At 58.7% G+C, this 16,479-nt stretch carries 13 protein-coding genes; 9 read left to right on the top strand and 4 right to left on the bottom strand.

The window, feature by feature from the left end; genetic code table 11:
- The 4 genes from ACQUTD_RS18085 to ACQUTD_RS18070 all read right to left on the bottom strand — a co-directional run bounded on the left by ACQUTD_RS18085 (position 1) and on the right by ACQUTD_RS18070 (position 4,176).
- On the bottom strand, positions 1 to 744 hold the full coding sequence (locus ACQUTD_RS18085) for a type 2 GTP cyclohydrolase I (protein WP_072567831.1): 744 nt from the start codon (positions 742 to 744) through the stop codon (positions 1 to 3).
- A 12-nt stretch (positions 745 to 756) separates the two neighbouring features.
- On the bottom strand, positions 757 to 2,175 hold the full coding sequence (gene phrB / locus ACQUTD_RS18080; RefSeq protein WP_473276927.1) for a deoxyribodipyrimidine photo-lyase: 1,419 nt from the start codon (positions 2,173 to 2,175) through the stop codon (positions 757 to 759).
- A 12-nt stretch (positions 2,176 to 2,187) separates the two neighbouring features.
- A complete protein-coding gene (locus ACQUTD_RS18075; protein WP_473276926.1) occupies positions 2,188 to 3,144 on the bottom strand; it encodes a DUF1722 domain-containing protein in 957 nt (318 codons plus the stop codon).
- Between the two features lie 825 nt (positions 3,145 to 3,969).
- Positions 3,970 to 4,176: a YbfA family protein gene (locus ACQUTD_RS18070; RefSeq protein WP_072567828.1), complete on the bottom strand. Its 207-nt coding sequence runs from the start codon at positions 4,174 to 4,176 to the stop codon at positions 3,970 to 3,972.
- 308 nt (positions 4,177 to 4,484) lie between these two features.
- Between ACQUTD_RS18070 and kdpF the strand changes: the two genes are divergently transcribed.
- From kdpF to potE, 9 genes are all read left to right on the top strand, one after another.
- Complete coding sequence (kdpF, locus tag ACQUTD_RS18065) at positions 4,485 to 4,574, top strand: K(+)-transporting ATPase subunit F (RefSeq protein ID WP_042392117.1); 90 nt, start codon at positions 4,485 to 4,487, stop codon at positions 4,572 to 4,574.
- Positions 4,574 to 6,253, top strand: a complete 1,680-nt coding sequence (gene kdpA / locus ACQUTD_RS18060) for a potassium-transporting ATPase subunit KdpA (RefSeq protein ID WP_473276925.1) — start codon at positions 4,574 to 4,576, stop codon at positions 6,251 to 6,253. The genes kdpF and kdpA overlap by 1 nt, the downstream gene beginning before the upstream one ends.
- 10 nt (positions 6,254 to 6,263) lie before the next feature.
- Complete coding sequence (kdpB, locus tag ACQUTD_RS18055; protein ID WP_072567825.1) at positions 6,264 to 8,312, top strand: potassium-transporting ATPase subunit KdpB; 2,049 nt, start codon at positions 6,264 to 6,266, stop codon at positions 8,310 to 8,312.
- Positions 8,313 to 8,323: 11 nt separating this feature from the next.
- Complete coding sequence (kdpC, locus tag ACQUTD_RS18050; RefSeq protein WP_318364616.1) at positions 8,324 to 8,905, top strand: potassium-transporting ATPase subunit KdpC; 582 nt, start codon at positions 8,324 to 8,326, stop codon at positions 8,903 to 8,905.
- A complete protein-coding gene (kdpD, locus tag ACQUTD_RS18045; RefSeq protein WP_473276921.1) occupies positions 8,902 to 11,589 on the top strand; it encodes a two-component system sensor histidine kinase KdpD in 2,688 nt (895 codons plus the stop codon). The genes kdpC and kdpD overlap by 4 nt, the downstream gene beginning before the upstream one ends.
- A complete protein-coding gene (gene kdpE / locus ACQUTD_RS18040; RefSeq protein WP_318364618.1) occupies positions 11,586 to 12,263 on the top strand; it encodes a two-component system response regulator KdpE in 678 nt (225 codons plus the stop codon). The genes kdpD and kdpE overlap by 4 nt, the downstream gene beginning before the upstream one ends.
- 306 nt (positions 12,264 to 12,569) lie before the next feature.
- On the top strand, positions 12,570 to 12,674 hold the full coding sequence (gene speFL, locus ACQUTD_RS18035) for a leader peptide SpeFL (protein WP_110510109.1): 105 nt from the start codon (positions 12,570 to 12,572) through the stop codon (positions 12,672 to 12,674).
- 197 nt (positions 12,675 to 12,871) lie between these two features.
- Positions 12,872 to 15,070 carry an ornithine decarboxylase SpeF gene (speF, locus tag ACQUTD_RS18030; protein ID WP_473276918.1) on the top strand — a complete coding sequence of 733 codons (2,199 nt, stop codon included), beginning with the start codon at positions 12,872 to 12,874 and terminating at the stop codon, positions 15,068 to 15,070.
- Positions 15,067 to 16,380, top strand: a complete 1,314-nt coding sequence (gene potE, locus ACQUTD_RS18025; RefSeq protein ID WP_318373187.1) for a putrescine-ornithine antiporter — start codon at positions 15,067 to 15,069, stop codon at positions 16,378 to 16,380. Before speF ends, potE begins: the two co-directional genes overlap by 4 nt.
- Positions 16,381 to 16,479: the final 99 nt, after the last annotated feature.

Here is a 16,479-nt window from a genome sequence, read left to right as displayed (position 1 = left end):
TCAGGCTGGATTAGGAATATCAATAAAGGTGACGTCCAGATCGGTATTTTCCGTCAGCCATTCGCTCAGGGCGCGAATACCGCCGCGCTCGGTGGCGTGATGACCCGCCGCATAGAAATGCAGGCCCTGCTCACGGGCGGAGTGAATGGTCTGCTCCGAAACTTCGCCGGTGATAAAGGCATCCACGCCAAAACGCGCGGCGCTGTCGATAAAGCCCTGACCGCCGCCGGTGCACCATGCGACACGGCGGATCTCCTCCGGCCCGGTGTCGCCACACCACAGCGGCCTGCGCCCCAGACGCGCTTCGATCCACGACGCCAGCTCCGGGCCAGGCACCGGGATCGCCAGCTCGCCCCAGGGCACCAGATCGTCCACCTGACCCATCACCGTGATGCCGAGCAGCTTCGCCAGCTGCACGTTGTTGCCCAGCTCCGGGTGCGCGTCCAGCGGCAGGTGCCAGCCGTAGAGGTTGATGTCGTTGGCCAGCAGGGTTTTCAGGCGGTTACGCTTCATGCCGCGAATGATCGGCGCTTCGTTTTTCCAGAAATAGCCGTGATGCACGATCACCGCGTCCGCGCCCAGGCGCACGGCTTCATCCAGCAGCGCCTGGCTGGCGGTGACGCCGGTAATAATTTTTTGTACGCTGTCGCGCCCTTCAACCTGGAGTCCGTTCGGGCCGTAATCGCTGAACGCGCCACTGTTGAGTTTGTCGTTGATCAGTTTTTCCAGATCGCTATTTTTCATCGTGCCTCTCCTTTACGATTTTCGCGCGGCTTCGTACGCCGCCAGCGTGGCAACGCGGGCCTTTTTATGATCGACAATGGGGCGAGGATAATCGAGGGTCACGCCCTGTTTATCGGCCCAGTTCCACGGCTCATGCAGCGCGGTGGCGGGCACCTTCGCCAGCGCCGGAATATAGCGGCGAATAAATTCACCGTCTTTATCGAATCGCTCGCCCTGCGTCGTGGGGTTAAAAATACGAAAGTACGGCGCGGAATCATTGCCGGTGGAGGCCGCCCACTGCCAGCCGCCGTTATTGGCCGCCAGATCGCCGTCAATCAACTGAGACATAAAGTACCGCTCTCCGGCGCGCCAGTCGATAAGTAAGTCTTTGACCAGGAAACTGGCGGTGATCATGCGCAGCCGGTTGTGCATCCAGCCGGTTTCATTCATCTGACGCATGGCGGCATCGACAATCGGGTAACCGGTGTTACCCTCCTGCCACGCCCGGAAATGCGCGTCGTTATCCTGCCACTGTACGCGACGCGTCCAGTCGATAAAGGGCTGGTGCTTGCACAACTCCGGGTGAAAGGTCATCAGATGGCGGTAAAACTCGCGCCAGATCAGCTCGCTGAGCCATACCGCCCCCGCGCCGCCGCCCAGCGCATCGGGCTGCTCTTTCAGCAGGCGATGCAGACACTGGCGCGGCGATAACGAGCCAATCGCCAGACAAACGGATAAGCGGCTGGTGCCGTCGATAGCCGGAAAATCCCGCCGCGCCTCATATTCCCCTGCCCCCTGCTGGCAGAATTCCCGCAAACGGGCGATGGCGGCTTTTTCGCTGCACGGGAACAGCTCACGATCAAAATCCTGCTGCGGATAGTTCAGCTCGATAGGCGTGAGAGGGTCGCTGAGTGCGCCGCCTTCACGTACTTTTGGCGTGGGGACGCATTCGGGGAGATCCTCACGCAGCCGCCGTAAAAAGGCGTTCTTAAAGGGCGTGAAGACTTTGTACATCTGATGATTGCCGGTGACGACGCTGCCCGGAGCAAGCAGCACACTGTCATCGAAGCCCTGAAACACTACCTCCGGCAGCAGTTTTTCCATCGCGCGGTCGCGCTGGTGCTCGTTGATTTCATACTGATAATTATAAAAAAGATGCGTGACCTGCTGCGCCTCGCAGAGTTCTTTTACTACCTGCTGGCTGGCAGCAAAGTCATCCACTTCTTTAAAAATCAGCGGAATGCCGCGCTCCGCCAGCGACTGTTGCAGATCGTTTAACTGCGCCTGCATACAGGCTGCCTGACGGGGCGCCATCAGGTGATTTTCCCACTGCTGTGGCGTGGCGATAAAGAGTGCCAGTACGCGGGCATGGGGATTGCGGCAGGCCGCCGCGAGCGCAAAATTATCGTTCACGCGGAGATCCGCGCGAAACCAGACCAGATGCGTGGTCATAACTCTCCTGAATTAATGTCCGTAGCGAAGACGAAGCGTTTCCGGCCAGGGATCAAAATAGCGCTGTCCCGACAGATAAGCGTCCGGGTATTCAGCCATATAATGTTTAAGCAAGGTGACCGGGGCGAGCAGCGGCTGCGTGCCCTGACGGTAGCGGTCAATAAGCGAGGAGAGCTCTTCGCGCTGGCGCGCGTTAAGCTGTTTGCGGAAATAGCCCTGCACGTGCATCAGCACGTTTGTGTGGTTGCGGCGCGTGGCCTGATGGGAAAGCAGATCCATCAGCCGCAGACGATATTCGACAAACCACTCCTCCAGTGATGACCATTCATGTATAGCCGCCACAAAGCGTCCGAGTTCGCGGTATTTGGGCTGTGAATGAGCCAGCAGCAGGAGTTTGTAGCGGCTGTGATAGGCGATAAGCTCGCCGCGCGACAGGCCGCGCTCGCGCACGCTGTTCAGCTCATGCAACGCATAAACGCGCTCGACGAAGTTTTCGCGGATCATGGGATCGTGCAGCCGCCCGTCTTCTTCCACCGGCAGCCAGGGGAAAGTTTTCATCAGCACGTCGGTATAGATGCCGCGCCCGGCTTTACGGTTATTATTGTTTTCCGGTTCGTAGACGCGCACCCGCTCCATGCCGCAGCTGGGGGATTTGGCGCAGACGATATAACCGCACAGGCGGTCAAACTGGCTGATGCGTTTTTCCGCAAAGTCGATCATGTCCTGCGTCAGGTCGCCTTCGCGCCCGTCGCTGAAGCGCAGCGAGAGGTCACCCGTATCCTTTTTTACCAGCCGCAGCGCCGGACGCGGCACCGGCAGGCCAATCGCCATTTCCGGGCATACCGGCTCAAATTTCATCAGCGGCGATAACTCTTCAACCGCAAACGCCAGACGCTTATGGCCGCCATCAAAACGCACCTGTTCCCCTAACAGACAGGCGCTGATGCCAACAGGGATTTTCTCACTCATAACGACTCCTTTTAGCCCGTAAAATGAGTGTAGCCTGAGAACATCAAAAAATACCGCGCCGGTTTGCGTGGAACACGTGATGAACAGCTGACTGCTGGTAAAAGCAGCAACTGCATCGCCCGGCGAAAGCATGATCGTGGTTTTTAGGAATTCATTCAGGCCAAAGAGGTTTGATTATGGAGGCTTTATGCGCGAAAATCTGCGGCAGAGAGATGCTTGTCAGAGCCCCAACGGACCGCGAATCCCGGGGGGCGCAAAAAACCGCTAAATTCTGTTTGGCGGTTTTTTTATGTCTTCTGCCAGATAAAAAAGGCCGCACGAGGCGGCCCTGGGCGCTACTTGACCTGCGAGATAGTGGCAGCGATAACCATGTCAGGTTGCTTATCGCCTTTTACCACCAGCACGCTGGTAACAATGAACACGATACAAAAGTAACGTTTCATCATGCGGTCCTTGCTGATAACCGCTCCACCGTCTCACCACCGATGATCGTTCGGCGGATGCAAGCACGAGAGATGCCTGTCAACGGTTGTGGTTAATCCTTTCCCTGGATCGGTGCCCATTTGCGAGATGGCGGAAAGGGACGACGAATCATAATGAACGTCACATGTATCGGTAAGGGAGTGAGCAGCTTTTTAGGAATTCATTTAGAGTTTGCGCCTTGATCCAGCGGCCTGCTTACGCAACAATCTTCGCACGGAATAGTGCTTGTACCGCCCCAACGGACCGCGAATCCCCGGGGCATAAAAAAACCGCCAAATCAGATTTGGCGGTTTTTCTTTTTTTGCCGCATGGGCTTATAGTTTGCTGTGTGCGCTTTGCTTCTTAGTAGAAATCGCAGGCGACTTTCTCGGCCTGATCCATCCACACCGGCTTATCGCTGGTTTTCGCCCAGACGCGATGCAGATAGCTGTAAAAACGTGCACGATCTTTCCAGAACAACATCACCGGTAATGCGATGATGCCTGCCGCAACGGCGAAAGCGCGGCGTACGAAAATGACGTGTGCAGGATATTCCCGATATAAAGACATAAGCTTCCCCCTTTTGTTGGTCGGTAACATTCACCGTAAAAATGAATCTGCTGAACTGGTTAAAATAGTACCGTTTTGTTTGTAATTTTACTACTCATCCGACCACTATTTTTCACCTGTTTAGACAATATTTACAGAACCCGCCGTAATTAAGTTACAAAATAGTTAAATAAATACTAACCCTTAGTTAAATTGTGCCATTTTTCATTTTTATACTTTTTTTACACCCGCCCGCCTGATTTTTGCGAAATCTTTGCACCGAAAATCCTACCTTCACTGCGTTAACAAAAGACACCTGGAGGTGGATTGTGAGTGCAGGCGTAATAACCGGTGTGGTACTGGTTTTCCTGTTGTTGGGCTATCTGGTTTACGCCCTGATAAACGCGGAGGCCTTCTGATGGCGGCTCAGGCGTTTTTACTGATCGCCAGCTTTATGCTGGTGCTGATGGTGCTGGCACGACCGCTGGGCGGCGTACTGGCAAAAATGGTGCGCGGTGCGCCCCTTGCAGGCACAGGGGGCGTTGAAAACCTGCTGTGGCGCGGGCTGGGCATTAATCCCTCGCCGATGAACTGGCGGCAATATCTGTTCGCCATTCTTGCGATCAATATTTGCGGGCTGGCGCTGCTGTTCGCGATGCTGATGGTGCAGGATCATCTGCCGCTGAACCCGCAGCAACTGCCTGGCCTGTCATGGCATCTGGCGCTGAATACCGCAGTGAGTTTTGTGGCTAACACCAACTGGCAGTCATATGCCGGTGAAAGCACGCTCAGCTATTTCAGCCAGATGGTCGGGCTGACGGTACAGAACTTCCTCTCTGCCGCTACCGGCATCGCGGTGCTTTTTGCGCTGATCCGCGCGTTCGCCCGACAAAGCGTTAATACGCTGGGTAACGCCTGGGTCGATCTGACGCGCATTACCCTGTGGATCCTGCTGCCGCTCTCGCTGCTGCTGGCGCTGTTCTTTATGCAACAGGGCGTGCTGCAAAACGTCGATGCCTATCACCCCTTTACTTCGCTGGAAGGGGCGAAGTCGATGCTGCCGATGGGGCCGGTGGCCTCGCAGGAAGCCATTAAACTGCTGGGCACCAACGGCGGCGGTTTCTTTAACGCCAACTCCTCGCATCCGTTCGAAAACCCCACCGCGCTGACCAACCTGGTGCAGATGCTGGCGATCTTTATCATCCCCGCCGCGCTCTGCTTCGCCTTTGGCGACGCGGTCGGCGATAAACGCCAGGGTCATATGATCCTGTGGGCGATGTCGATCATCTTCGTGGTCTGCGTTGCGCTGGTGATGTGGGCCGAGCTGCACGGTAACGCAAACCTTACGGCGTTCGGCGCAGACAGTCATATCAATATGGAAGGCAAAGAGAGTCGCTTCGGCATTCTGGCGAGCAGCCTGTATGCAGTGGTCACCACGGCGGCCTCCTGCGGCGCGGTGAACGCCATGCATGACTCTTTCACTGCGCTGGGCGGCATGATCCCGCTGTGGCTGATGCAGATCGGCGAAGTGGTGTTCGGCGGCGTCGGATCCGGTCTGTACGGCATGTTGCTGTTCGTCCTGCTGGCGGTGTTTATCGCCGGGCTGATGATTGGCCGCACGCCGGAATACCTCGGCAAAAAAATCGATGTCCGCGAGATGAAAATGACCGCGCTGGCAATCCTCGTCACCCCGCTGCTGGTGCTGCTCGGCACCGCGCTGGCGATGATGACCGAGGCCGGACGCGCAGGCATGTTAAACCCCGGCACCCACGGCTTCAGCGAAGTGCTGTATGCGGTATCCTCTGCCGCGAACAACAACGGCAGCGCCTTTGCCGGACTGAGCGCCAACACCCCGTTCTGGAACTGCCTGCTGGCGGTCTGCATGTTCGCCGGGCGCTTCGGGGTGATCATCCCGGTCATGGCTATCGCCGGATCGCTGGTGATGAAAAAACGCCAGCCCGCCGGTAACGGCACCCTGCCCACGCACGGCGCATTGTTTGTCGGTCTGCTGATCGGCACCGTGCTGCTGGTGGGTGCGCTGACCTTTATTCCCGCGCTGGCCTTAGGCCCGGTCGCAGAACATCTTTCCTTACGTTAAGGCGCACACAATGAGCCGCAAGCAACTTGCCCTGCTCGAACCCGCGCTGGTTCGTCAGGCACTTTTAGATTCTTTCCGCAAATTAAGCCCGCGTGCGCAGTGGCGCAACCCGGTGATGTTTATGGTCTGGCTGGGCAGTCTGCTCACCACCCTGCTGTGTGTGGCGATGGCCACCGGGCAGATGTCGGGCAGCGCCGGATTTACCGGCACCATCAGCCTCTGGCTGTGGTTTACCGTATTGTTCGCCAACTTTGCCGAAGCGCTGGCGGAGGGCCGCAGTAAAGCCCAGGCCAACAGCCTGAAAGGGGTGCAGAAAACGGCGTTTGCCCGCAAGCTGCGCGCCCCGCGTCACGATGCGCAGCAGGATCAAGTGCCCGCAGCCGATCTGCGCAAGGGCGATATTGTGCTGGTGGAAGCCGGTGACATTATCCCCTGCGACGGCGAAGTGATCGAAGGCGGCGCGTCGGTGGATGAAAGCGCCATTACCGGTGAATCCGCGCCGGTGATCCGCGAATCCGGCGGCGATTTTGCCTCGGTGACCGGCGGCACACGCATTCTTTCTGACTGGCTGGTGATCCAGTGCAGCGTTAACCCTGGCGAAACCTTCCTTGATCGCATGATCGCCATGGTGGAAGGCGCGCAACGCCGCAAAACGCCGAACGAAATCGCGCTGACCATTCTGCTGGTGGCGCTGACCATCGTCTTCCTGCTGGCGACGGCGACCCTGTGGCCGTTCTCGGCTTACGGCGGCACGGCGGTCAGCGTGACGGTGCTGGTGGCGCTGCTGGTCTGTCTGATACCGACCACCATCGGCGGGCTGTTATCCGCCATCGGCGTGGCGGGGATGAGCCGTATGCTGGGGGCAAACGTGATCGCCACCAGCGGGCGCGCGGTGGAAGCGGCGGGCGATGTCGATGTGCTGTTGCTGGATAAAACCGGCACCATCACCCTCGGCAACCGTCAGGCCTCCGCCTTCCTGCCGGTAAAAGGGGTGGAAGAACGGGCGCTGGCAGACGCCGCGCAGCTCTCCTCGCTGGCGGATGAAACGCCGGAAGGCCGCAGCATCGTGATCCTCGCCCGTCAGCGCTTTAATCTGCGCGAGCGGGATATTCAGAGCCTGAATGCGACTTTCGTGCCCTTCACCGCCCAGACGCGCATGAGCGGCATCAATATTCAGGATCGCCTGATCCGTAAAGGCTCGGTGGATGCGCTGCGCCGCCATATCGAGGCTAACGGCGGCCACTTTCCGCCGGATGTCGACGCGCTGGTGGAAACCGTCGCCCGTCAGGGCTCCACGCCGCTGGTGGTGGCAGACGGCGCCACGGTGCTCGGCGTCATCGCCCTGAAAGATATCGTCAAAGGCGGCATCAAGGCGCGTTTCGCCCAGCTGCGCGCCATGGGTATCAAAACGGTGATGATCACCGGCGATAACCGCCTGACCGCTGCGGCTATTGCCGCCGAAGCGGGCGTCGATGATTTCCTCGCGGAAGCGACGCCGGAAGCGAAACTGGCGCTGATCCGTCAGTATCAGTCCGATGGCCGCCTGGTGGCGATGACCGGCGACGGCACCAACGACGCCCCGGCGCTGGCGCAGGCAGATGTGGCGGTGGCGATGAACTCCGGTACCCAGGCCGCGAAAGAGGCGGGTAACATGGTGGATCTGGACTCCAACCCCACCAAGCTCATCGAAGTGGTGCATATCGGTAAACAGATGCTGATGACGCGCGGCTCGCTCACCACTTTCAGTATCGCCAACGACGTGGCGAAGTATTTCGCCATTATCCCGGCGGCGTTCGCGGTGACCTATCCGCAGCTGAACGCGCTGAACGTGATGCACCTGCACTCCCCGGCGTCGGCGATTTTAAGCGCGGTGATCTTTAACGCGCTGATCATCGTGTTTCTCATTCCGCTGGCGCTGAAAGGCGTGAGCTATAAGCCCCTGAGCGCCTCCGCCATGCTGCGCCGTAACCTGTGGATTTACGGTCTCGGCGGCCTGGTGGTGCCCTTTATCGGCATCAAGCTGATTGACCTGCTGTTGTCGCTCACCGGTCTGGTGTAAGGATCCTGAAAATGGCTGTTTTACGTCCTGCTGTTCTGCTGTTGTTATTCTTAACCTTGATCACCGGCGGGCTGTACCCGCTGGTCACTACCGTGCTGGGCCAGTGGTGGTTCCGCGACCAGGCGAACGGCTCGCTGATCCGCGTGGAAGATGAGGTTCGTGGCTCGCGGCTGATCGGGCAAAACTTTAGCGCGCCGGGATATTTTCACGGTCGCCCTTCTGTAACTTCAGATTCGCCTTATAATCCGCTGGCGTCCGGCGGCAGTAATCTGGCGGCCAGCAATCCGGCGCTGGATACGGCGATCCGTGAGCGCGTCGCCGCGCTGCGGGCGGCCAACCCGCAGGCGGATCAGCGCGTGCCGGTAGAGCTGGTCACCGCCTCGTCGAGCGGGCTGGATTATGGTCTCAGCCCTGCGGCGGTGCGCTGGCAGATCCCGCGCGTGGCGCAGGCCCGTGGGCTGTCGGCACAGGTGCTGTCGCAGCTGGTCGAACGCCATACGCAGCAGCCGCTCATCGCGTTTAGCGGCGAGCCGGTGGTGAATATCGTTGAGTTAAACCTCGCGCTGGACGCGCTTAAGGATAATCCTGAATGACAGACGAGCCGTTGCGCCCGGATCCCGACCGCCTGCTGGAGCAGGCTGCTGCCCCCCATCGCGGCAAGCTGAAGGTGTTTTTTGGCGCCTGCGCCGGGGTCGGCAAAACCTTCGCCATGCTGGCGGAAGCGCAGCGCCTGCGGGCGCAGGGGCTGGATATTTTAATCGGCGTGGTGGAAACCCACGGCCGCCCGGAAACCGCGGCGATGCTGACGGGGCTGGCGACGCTGCCGCCCCGCCGTATCGCTCACCGTCGGCGGGAGCTGGATGAGTTTGACCTGGATGCCGCCCTGGCGCGGCGTCCGGCGCTGATCTTAATGGATGAGCTGGCGCACACCAATGCGCCCGGCTCACGCCATCCAAAACGCTGGCAGGATGTCGAGGAGCTGCTGGAAGCGGGCATCGATGTGTTCACCACCGTCAATGTGCAGCATCTGGAAAGCCTTAACGATGTGGTCAGCGGCGTCACCGGGATCCAGGTGCGGGAAACCGTGCCGGATCCCTTTTTTGATGCCGCCGACGAAGTGGTGCTGGTGGATCTGCCGCCGGACGATCTGCGCCAGCGCCTGCACGACGGCAAAGTCTACTTCGGCGGCCAGGCCGAGCGCGCCATCGAACACTTTTTCCGTAAAGGCAATCTGATCGCCCTGCGCGAGCTGGCGCTGCGCCGCACCGCCGACCGGGTGGATTCGCAGATGCGCGCCTTTCGCGGTCGCCCCGGCGAGGAGAAAGTCTGGCATACGCGGGACGCCATTTTGCTGTGCATCGGTCACGGTACCGGCAATGAAAAACTGGTGCGTACTGCCGCGCGTCTGGCGGCCAAACTCGGCAGCGAATGGCATGCGGTATATGTTGAAACCCCCACTCTGCACAAACTGCCGGAAGCGCAGCGCCGCGCTATTCTCAGCGCGTTACGTTTAGCTCAGGAACTGGGCGCGGAAACCGCCACCCTTGCGGATCCGCAGCAGGAAAAAGCGATTGTCCGCTACGCCCGTGAGCATAATCTCGGCAAAATTATCACCGGCCGCCGCGCGTCGCGCCGTTTCTGGCAGCATGAAACCTTTGCCGAAAGGCTGGCGCGGCTGGCTCCCGATCTGGATTTGATGATCGTCGCGCTGGAAGATAAACCCGCCCCTGCCGCCGCCCGTACGACGGACACCCGGCCGTGGCTGGATCGCTGGCGCGTGCAGCTCACCGGTACGCTGGTGGCCGTCGGGCTGTGCGCGCTGATCACCCTGATCGCCAGCCAGTGGCTGATGGCCTTTGACGCCGCTAACCTGGTGATGCTCTACCTGCTGGGCGTGGTGATAGTCGCGCTGTTTTATGGCCGCTGGCCGTCGGTGCTGGCGACGGTGATTAACGTGGTCAGCTTCGATCTGTTTTTCATCGCCCCGCGCGGCACCCTGGCGGTGTCGGACGTGCAGTATCTGCTGACCTTCGGCGTCATGCTCACCGTCGGGCTGGTGATCGGTAATCTCACCGCGGGCGTGCGTTACCAGGCGCGGGTGGCGCGTTACCGCGAGCAGCGTACCCGGCATCTGTATGAGCTGTCGAAAGCGCTGGCCGCCGGACGTAACGAGCGAGATATCGCCGCCACCAGCGAAGCCTTTATCCGCTCCACCTTTCACGCGCAAAGCCAGCTGCTGATCGCCGGACCGGACGGCGCGCTGACCGCCCTCACCCGCCAGCCGGGGCTGACGCCCTGGGATGACGCCATCGCACAGTGGAGCTTTACCAAAGGCCAGCCTGCGGGCGCGGGCACCGATACGCTGCCCGGCGTGCCCTATCAAATTTTGCCGCTGAACAGCGCCGATAAAACCCGCGGCCTGGTGGTGGTGGAGCCCACCAGCCTGCGCCAGCTGATGATCCCTGAACAGCAGCGGTTGCTGGAAACCTTCACCCTGCTGGTGGCGAACGCCCTGGAGCGGCTGGCGCTCACCGCCAGCGAACAGCAATCGCGGCTGGCGAGCGAGCGGGAGAGCGTGCGCAATGCGCTGCTGGCGGCGCTGTCCCATGACCTGCGTACGCCGCTGACGGTGCTGTTCGGCCAGGCGGAGATCCTGACGCTGGATCTGGCCAGCGAAGGCTCGCCCCACGCCACCCAGGCCAGTGAAATCCGTCAGCATGTGCTGAACACCACGCGGCTGGTGAATAATCTGCTGGATATGGCGCGTATTCAGTCCGGCGGCTTTAATCTTAAAAAGGAGTGGCTGACGCTGGAAGAAGTGATCGGCAGCGCGCTACGCACCATGGAGGCGCTGCCCGGCAGCCGGCAGATCGCCCTTGAGATGCCGGATCCGCTGATGCTGGTGCATATCGACGGGCCGTTGTTTGAGCGGGTGCTGATCAATCTGCTGGAAAACGCCCTGAAATACGCCGGGCCGACGGCGCAGATCGGCATTTCCGCCCGTGTCGAAAAAGAGGAATTCCGGCTGGCGGTATGGGATAACGGCCCCGGCATTCCGGAGGGGCAACAGGCGAGTATTTTTGATAAATTTGCCCGTGGTCATAAAGAGTCGGCTATTCCCGGCGTCGGGCTGGGGCTGGCCATTTGCCAGGCGATTGTCAGCGTGCACGGCGGCACTATTACCGCCGCTAACCGCCCGGAAGGCGGGGCCTGCTTCTGTGTTACACTGCCGCAGGGATCGCCCCCGGCCCTGACTGAACTCCCCGAGGATCTGTGATAAGCGTACTCATTGTTGAAGATGAACAGGCCATTGTCCGCTTTCTGCGCACCGCGCTGGAGGCCGATGGCCTGCGCGTTTACGATGCCGGAACCTTACAGCGCGGTCTGCTCGAAGCCGCCACGCGCAAGCCCGACCTGGTGATCCTTGACCTCGGCCTGCCGGACGGCGACGGCATTGATTTTATTCGCGATCTGCGCCAGTGGAGCCAGGTGCCGGTACTGGTGCTGTCGGCGCGCATTGAGGAGAGCGACAAGATCGCCGCCCTCGATGCCGGTGCCGACGATTATCTCAGCAAGCCGTTCGGCATTGGCGAGTTACAGGCGCGCCTGCGGGTGGCGCTGCGCCGTCATGCCGGGGCGCGGCAAAGCGATCCGCTGGTCAGTTTTTCCGATATTCAGGTCGATCTGGCGGCGCGGCGCATTACCCGTAATGACGAAGAGATCCACCTCACGCCCATTGAGTTTCGCCTGCTGGCGGTGCTGTTAAATAATCACGGCAAAGTGCTGACCCAGCGCCAGCTGCTAAGCCAGGTGTGGGGGCCGAATGCCGTTGAGCACAGCCACTATCTGCGCATCTATATGGGCCACCTGCGGCAGAAGCTGGAAAGCGATCCGGCGCGCCCGCGTCACCTGTTAACGGAAACCGGCATCGGCTATCGTTTTATGCTGTAAGCGTCCCTGTTAACACGTCTTCTCTTGCGTTTGAATAAAAAGACGCAATCCTGCCCGCTTTATTCATTTATCTGTGGCCCACAGGCCATTTATTTCCAGCAACTGAATAAAAAAGCAAAAATATATTAAAAGCAGCTTTATAACATCTAATTAACTTTCTAATGCCACCAGGCGATCCGTACTGCATTATTCACTTTTACCGACTAAATATTTCTGATCTGCGCTGTTTTTGTTGATCGCCCTCACAGACTACCCGTATTTCCAGGATAAAATGACCGCGCTTTCAAACAGCAAAAGGATTTTATTATGGAAAACAACAGCAGGCTGATGCCCCATATAAGACGCACCACCCATATTATGATGTTTGCCCACCGTAACAGCTTCGACTTCCATTTCTTTAACGCCCGATAACCGTTCTGGTTTCGGGTCTGCCTTCTTTTCCTGATTTCAGCGAGTTAGCTGACGTCTGGTTTCGTGCATACCCAACATAAATAAAAATAACGTTTTCCCCGGAGTTTATTTTCCGGCGCTGACGCTTATTTAAAAATCATATCAATTCCCCTTACGGGAGTTGCTGGACGCCCTGTCCATTTAAACAAGGAAAGATTATGCAACGCTTAAAAATTGCGGTCAGCCGCGCCTGTCCGGACTGTTTTACCACCCAGCGTGAAATAGTAAATGTTAACGACACCGATTATATGGATGTCGCCGCGGTCGTATTATCCATTAACGATATTTATAAAGGGTTCGTCGAAGAAATAGAGGAAACCGGTTTTGGTATTCCGCTTTTTGTCGTCAGCCATGAAGGGGAATTTGTGCCGTCGGAGTATCTGGCGCGCATTCAGGGGGTATTTGAATATCAGGATGCCTGCCATGATTATTATGGCCGCCAGCTCGAAGCCGCCGCGCAAAAATATGAGCGCGCCTTACGTCCGCCGTTTTTCAGCGCGTTAGTGGATTACGTAAAACAGGGAAACAGCGCCTTTGATTGCCCCGGCCATCAGGGCGGACAATTCTTTCGCCGCCATCCTGCCGGTAATCAGTTTGTCGATTTCTTCGGCGAGACGCTGTTCCGCGCGGATCTCTGTAATGCCGATGTGGCTATGGGCGATTTACTGATCCATGAAGGCGCACCCTGCATTGCCCAGCAGCACGCGGCAAAAGTCTTTAATGCCGATAAAACCTATTTCGTGCTTAACGGCACCTCATCGGCGAATAAAGTGGTGCTCAATGCGCTGCTGACGCCGGGGGATCTGGTGCTGTTCGACCGTAATAACCACAAATCCAACCACCACGGCGCGCTGTTGCAGGCCGGGGCGACGCCGGTGTATCTGGAAACGGCGCGTAACCCCTACGGTTTTATCGGCGGCATAGACGCCCACTGTTTTGCAGAAAACTATCTGCGCGAGCAGATTGCGGAAGTTGCCCCGCAACACAGGAATACGCCCCGCCCGTTCCGCCTGGCGGTGATCCAGCTTGGCACTTATGACGGCACCATTTATAACGCGCGTCAGGTGGTGGATAAGATCGGGCATCTGTGCGATTACATCCTGTTTGATTCGGCCTGGGTCGGCTACGAGCAGTTTATCCCGATGATGGCCGACTGCTCGCCGCTGCTGCTGGAACTGAATGAAAAGGATCCGGGCATTCTCGTTACCCAGTCGGTGCATAAACAGCAGGCCGGATTTTCCCAGACCTCGCAGATCCATAAAAAAGACAGCCATATCAAAGGCCAGCCGCGCTATGTGCCCCATAAGCGCCTCAATAACGCCTTTATGATGCACGCCTCCACCAGCCCGTTTTATCCGCTGTTTGCCGCGCTGGACGTTAACGCCCGGATGCATGAAGGCGAAAGCGGCAGGCGGATGTGGATGCGCTGCGTCGAACAGGGCGTGGAAGCGCGCAAAATGATCCTGCAAAACTGCAAGTTCATCCGCCCCTTTGTGCCCGCCACCGTCGATGGCCGTCCGTGGGAAACCTTCGAGACGCACGACATTTGCCGCGATCTGCGCTTCTTCCATTTCGTGCCGGGGGAAAACTGGCACGCCTTCGAAGGCTACGCGCCGCATCAGTATTTTGTCGATCCCTGCAAACTGCTGCTCACCACGCCGGGCATCAACGCCCGTACCGGCGAGTACGAGAGCTTTGGCGTCCCGGCCACCATTCTGGCGAACTATCTGCGTGAGAACGCCATCGTGCCAGAGAAGTGCGATCTGAACTCGATCCTCTTCCTGCTCACCCCGGCGGAAGGCATGGGCAAACTTCAGCAACTGGTATCGCAACTGGTGCAGTTCGAGAAACTGCTGGAAAACGATGCGCCGATGCAGGAGGTGCTGCCGTCGCTCTATCGCCAGCATCAGCAGCGTTATGAAGGCTATACGCTGCGCCAGCTGTGTCAGGAGATGCACGATCTCTATGCGCGTAACAACGTCAAACAGCTGCAAAAAGAGATGTTCCGAAAAGATCACTTCCCGCCGGTGAAGATGAATCCGCAGGCGGCAAACTACGCCTATATCCGTGGCGAAGTGGAGCTGGTGACGCTGCGCGATGCCGAGGGGCGGATCGCCGCGGAAGGGGCGCTCCCCTACCCGCCGGGGGTGCTGTGCGTGGTGCCTGGCGAGATCTGGGGCGGCGCGGTGCTGCGTTACTTCGCCGCGCTGGAAGAAGGCATCAATCTGCTGCCTGGCTTTGCGCCGGAACTCCAGGGTGTCTACATCAAAGAGATCGACGGACGTAAACAGGTGTGGTGCTACGTCATTAAGCCGCAAACCGCTGAACCGGCGCTGTTGAAAGGGGAAACATTATGAGCAAATCCAACAAGATGGGCGTTGTGCCGCTCACCATTCTGACGATGGTCAATATGATGGGCTCCGGCATTATTATGCTGCCCACCAAGCTTGCGGAAGTGGGCACCATCTCGATTATCTCCTGGCTGGTGACGGCAGTCGGCTCCACGGCGCTGGCGTGGGCGTTCGCCAAATGCGGGATGTTCAGCCGCAAGTCCGGGGGAATGGGCGGTTACGCGGAGTACGCTTTCGGCAAGTCCGGCAACTTTATGGCGAACTACACCTATGGCGTATCGCTGCTGATTGCTAACGTCGCCATCGCTATTTCCGCCGTCGGCTACGGCAGCGAACTGCTCGGCGCCACGCTCAGCCCGGTGCAGATCGGTATCGCCACCATTTGCGTACTGTGGATCTGCACGGTGGCGAACTTTGGCGGCGCGCGCATTACCGGGCAGCTCAGCAGTATCACCATCTGGGGAGTGATCATTCCGGTGATCGGTCTGTCGGTGATCGGCTGGTTCTGGTTCAGCCCGGAGATGTACGCTCAGTCCTGGAACCCGCATCAGGTGCCGTTCTTTGATGCCGTGGGGTCGTCCATTGCCATGACGCTGTGGGCTTTTCTGGGGCTGGAATCCGCCTGCGCTAATACCGAGGTGGTGGAAAACCCGGAGCGCAACGTGCCCATCGCGGTGATGGGCGGCACCCTGGGGGCGGCGGTAATTTATGTCGTCTCCACCAACGTCATCGCGGGAATTGTGCCGAATATGGATCTGGCAAACTCCACTGCCCCGTTCGGGCTGGCTTTTTCGCAGATGTTCACGCCCGGCGTCGGGAAAGTGATCATGGGGCTGATGGTGATGTCCTGCTGCGGTTCGCTGCTTGGCTGGCAGTTCACTATCGCGCAGGTGTTCAAATCTTCCGCTGATGAAGGCTATTTCCCGAAAATCTTCTCGAAGGTGAGTAAAGCGGATGCGCCGGTAAAAGGAATGCTGACCATTGTCATTATTCAGAGTGGACTGTCGCTGATGACCATCAGCCCGTCGCTGAACAAACAGTTCAACGTGCTGGTGAATCTGGCGGTGGTGACCAACATCATTCCGTATATTCTGTCGATGGCGGCACTGGTGATCATTCAGAAGGTGGCGAAGGTGGATCCGCGTAAAGCGAAGGCCGCTAACGTGGTGGCGCTGATGGGCGCGCTCTACAGCTTCTATGCGCTCTACTCCTCCGGGCCGGAAGCGATGCTGTATGGCGCGATCGTGACCTTTATGGGCTGGACGCTGTACGGGCTGGTGTCGCCGCGCTTTGAGCTCAAAGATAAGCACGGCTGAAAAAAAGCCTCCCGGTAAAGGGAGGCTTTGGTGTTGTTCGCCCGGCGGCGCAGGCTTGCCGGGCCTACGGGATGTCGTCGTAATTATGTAGGCCGGGTA

The organism is Enterobacter sp. K510, from assembly GCF_055804875.1.
The sequence above is the reverse complement of the archived record's forward strand: the minus strand, read 5'-3'. Positions and strand labels throughout refer to the sequence as shown.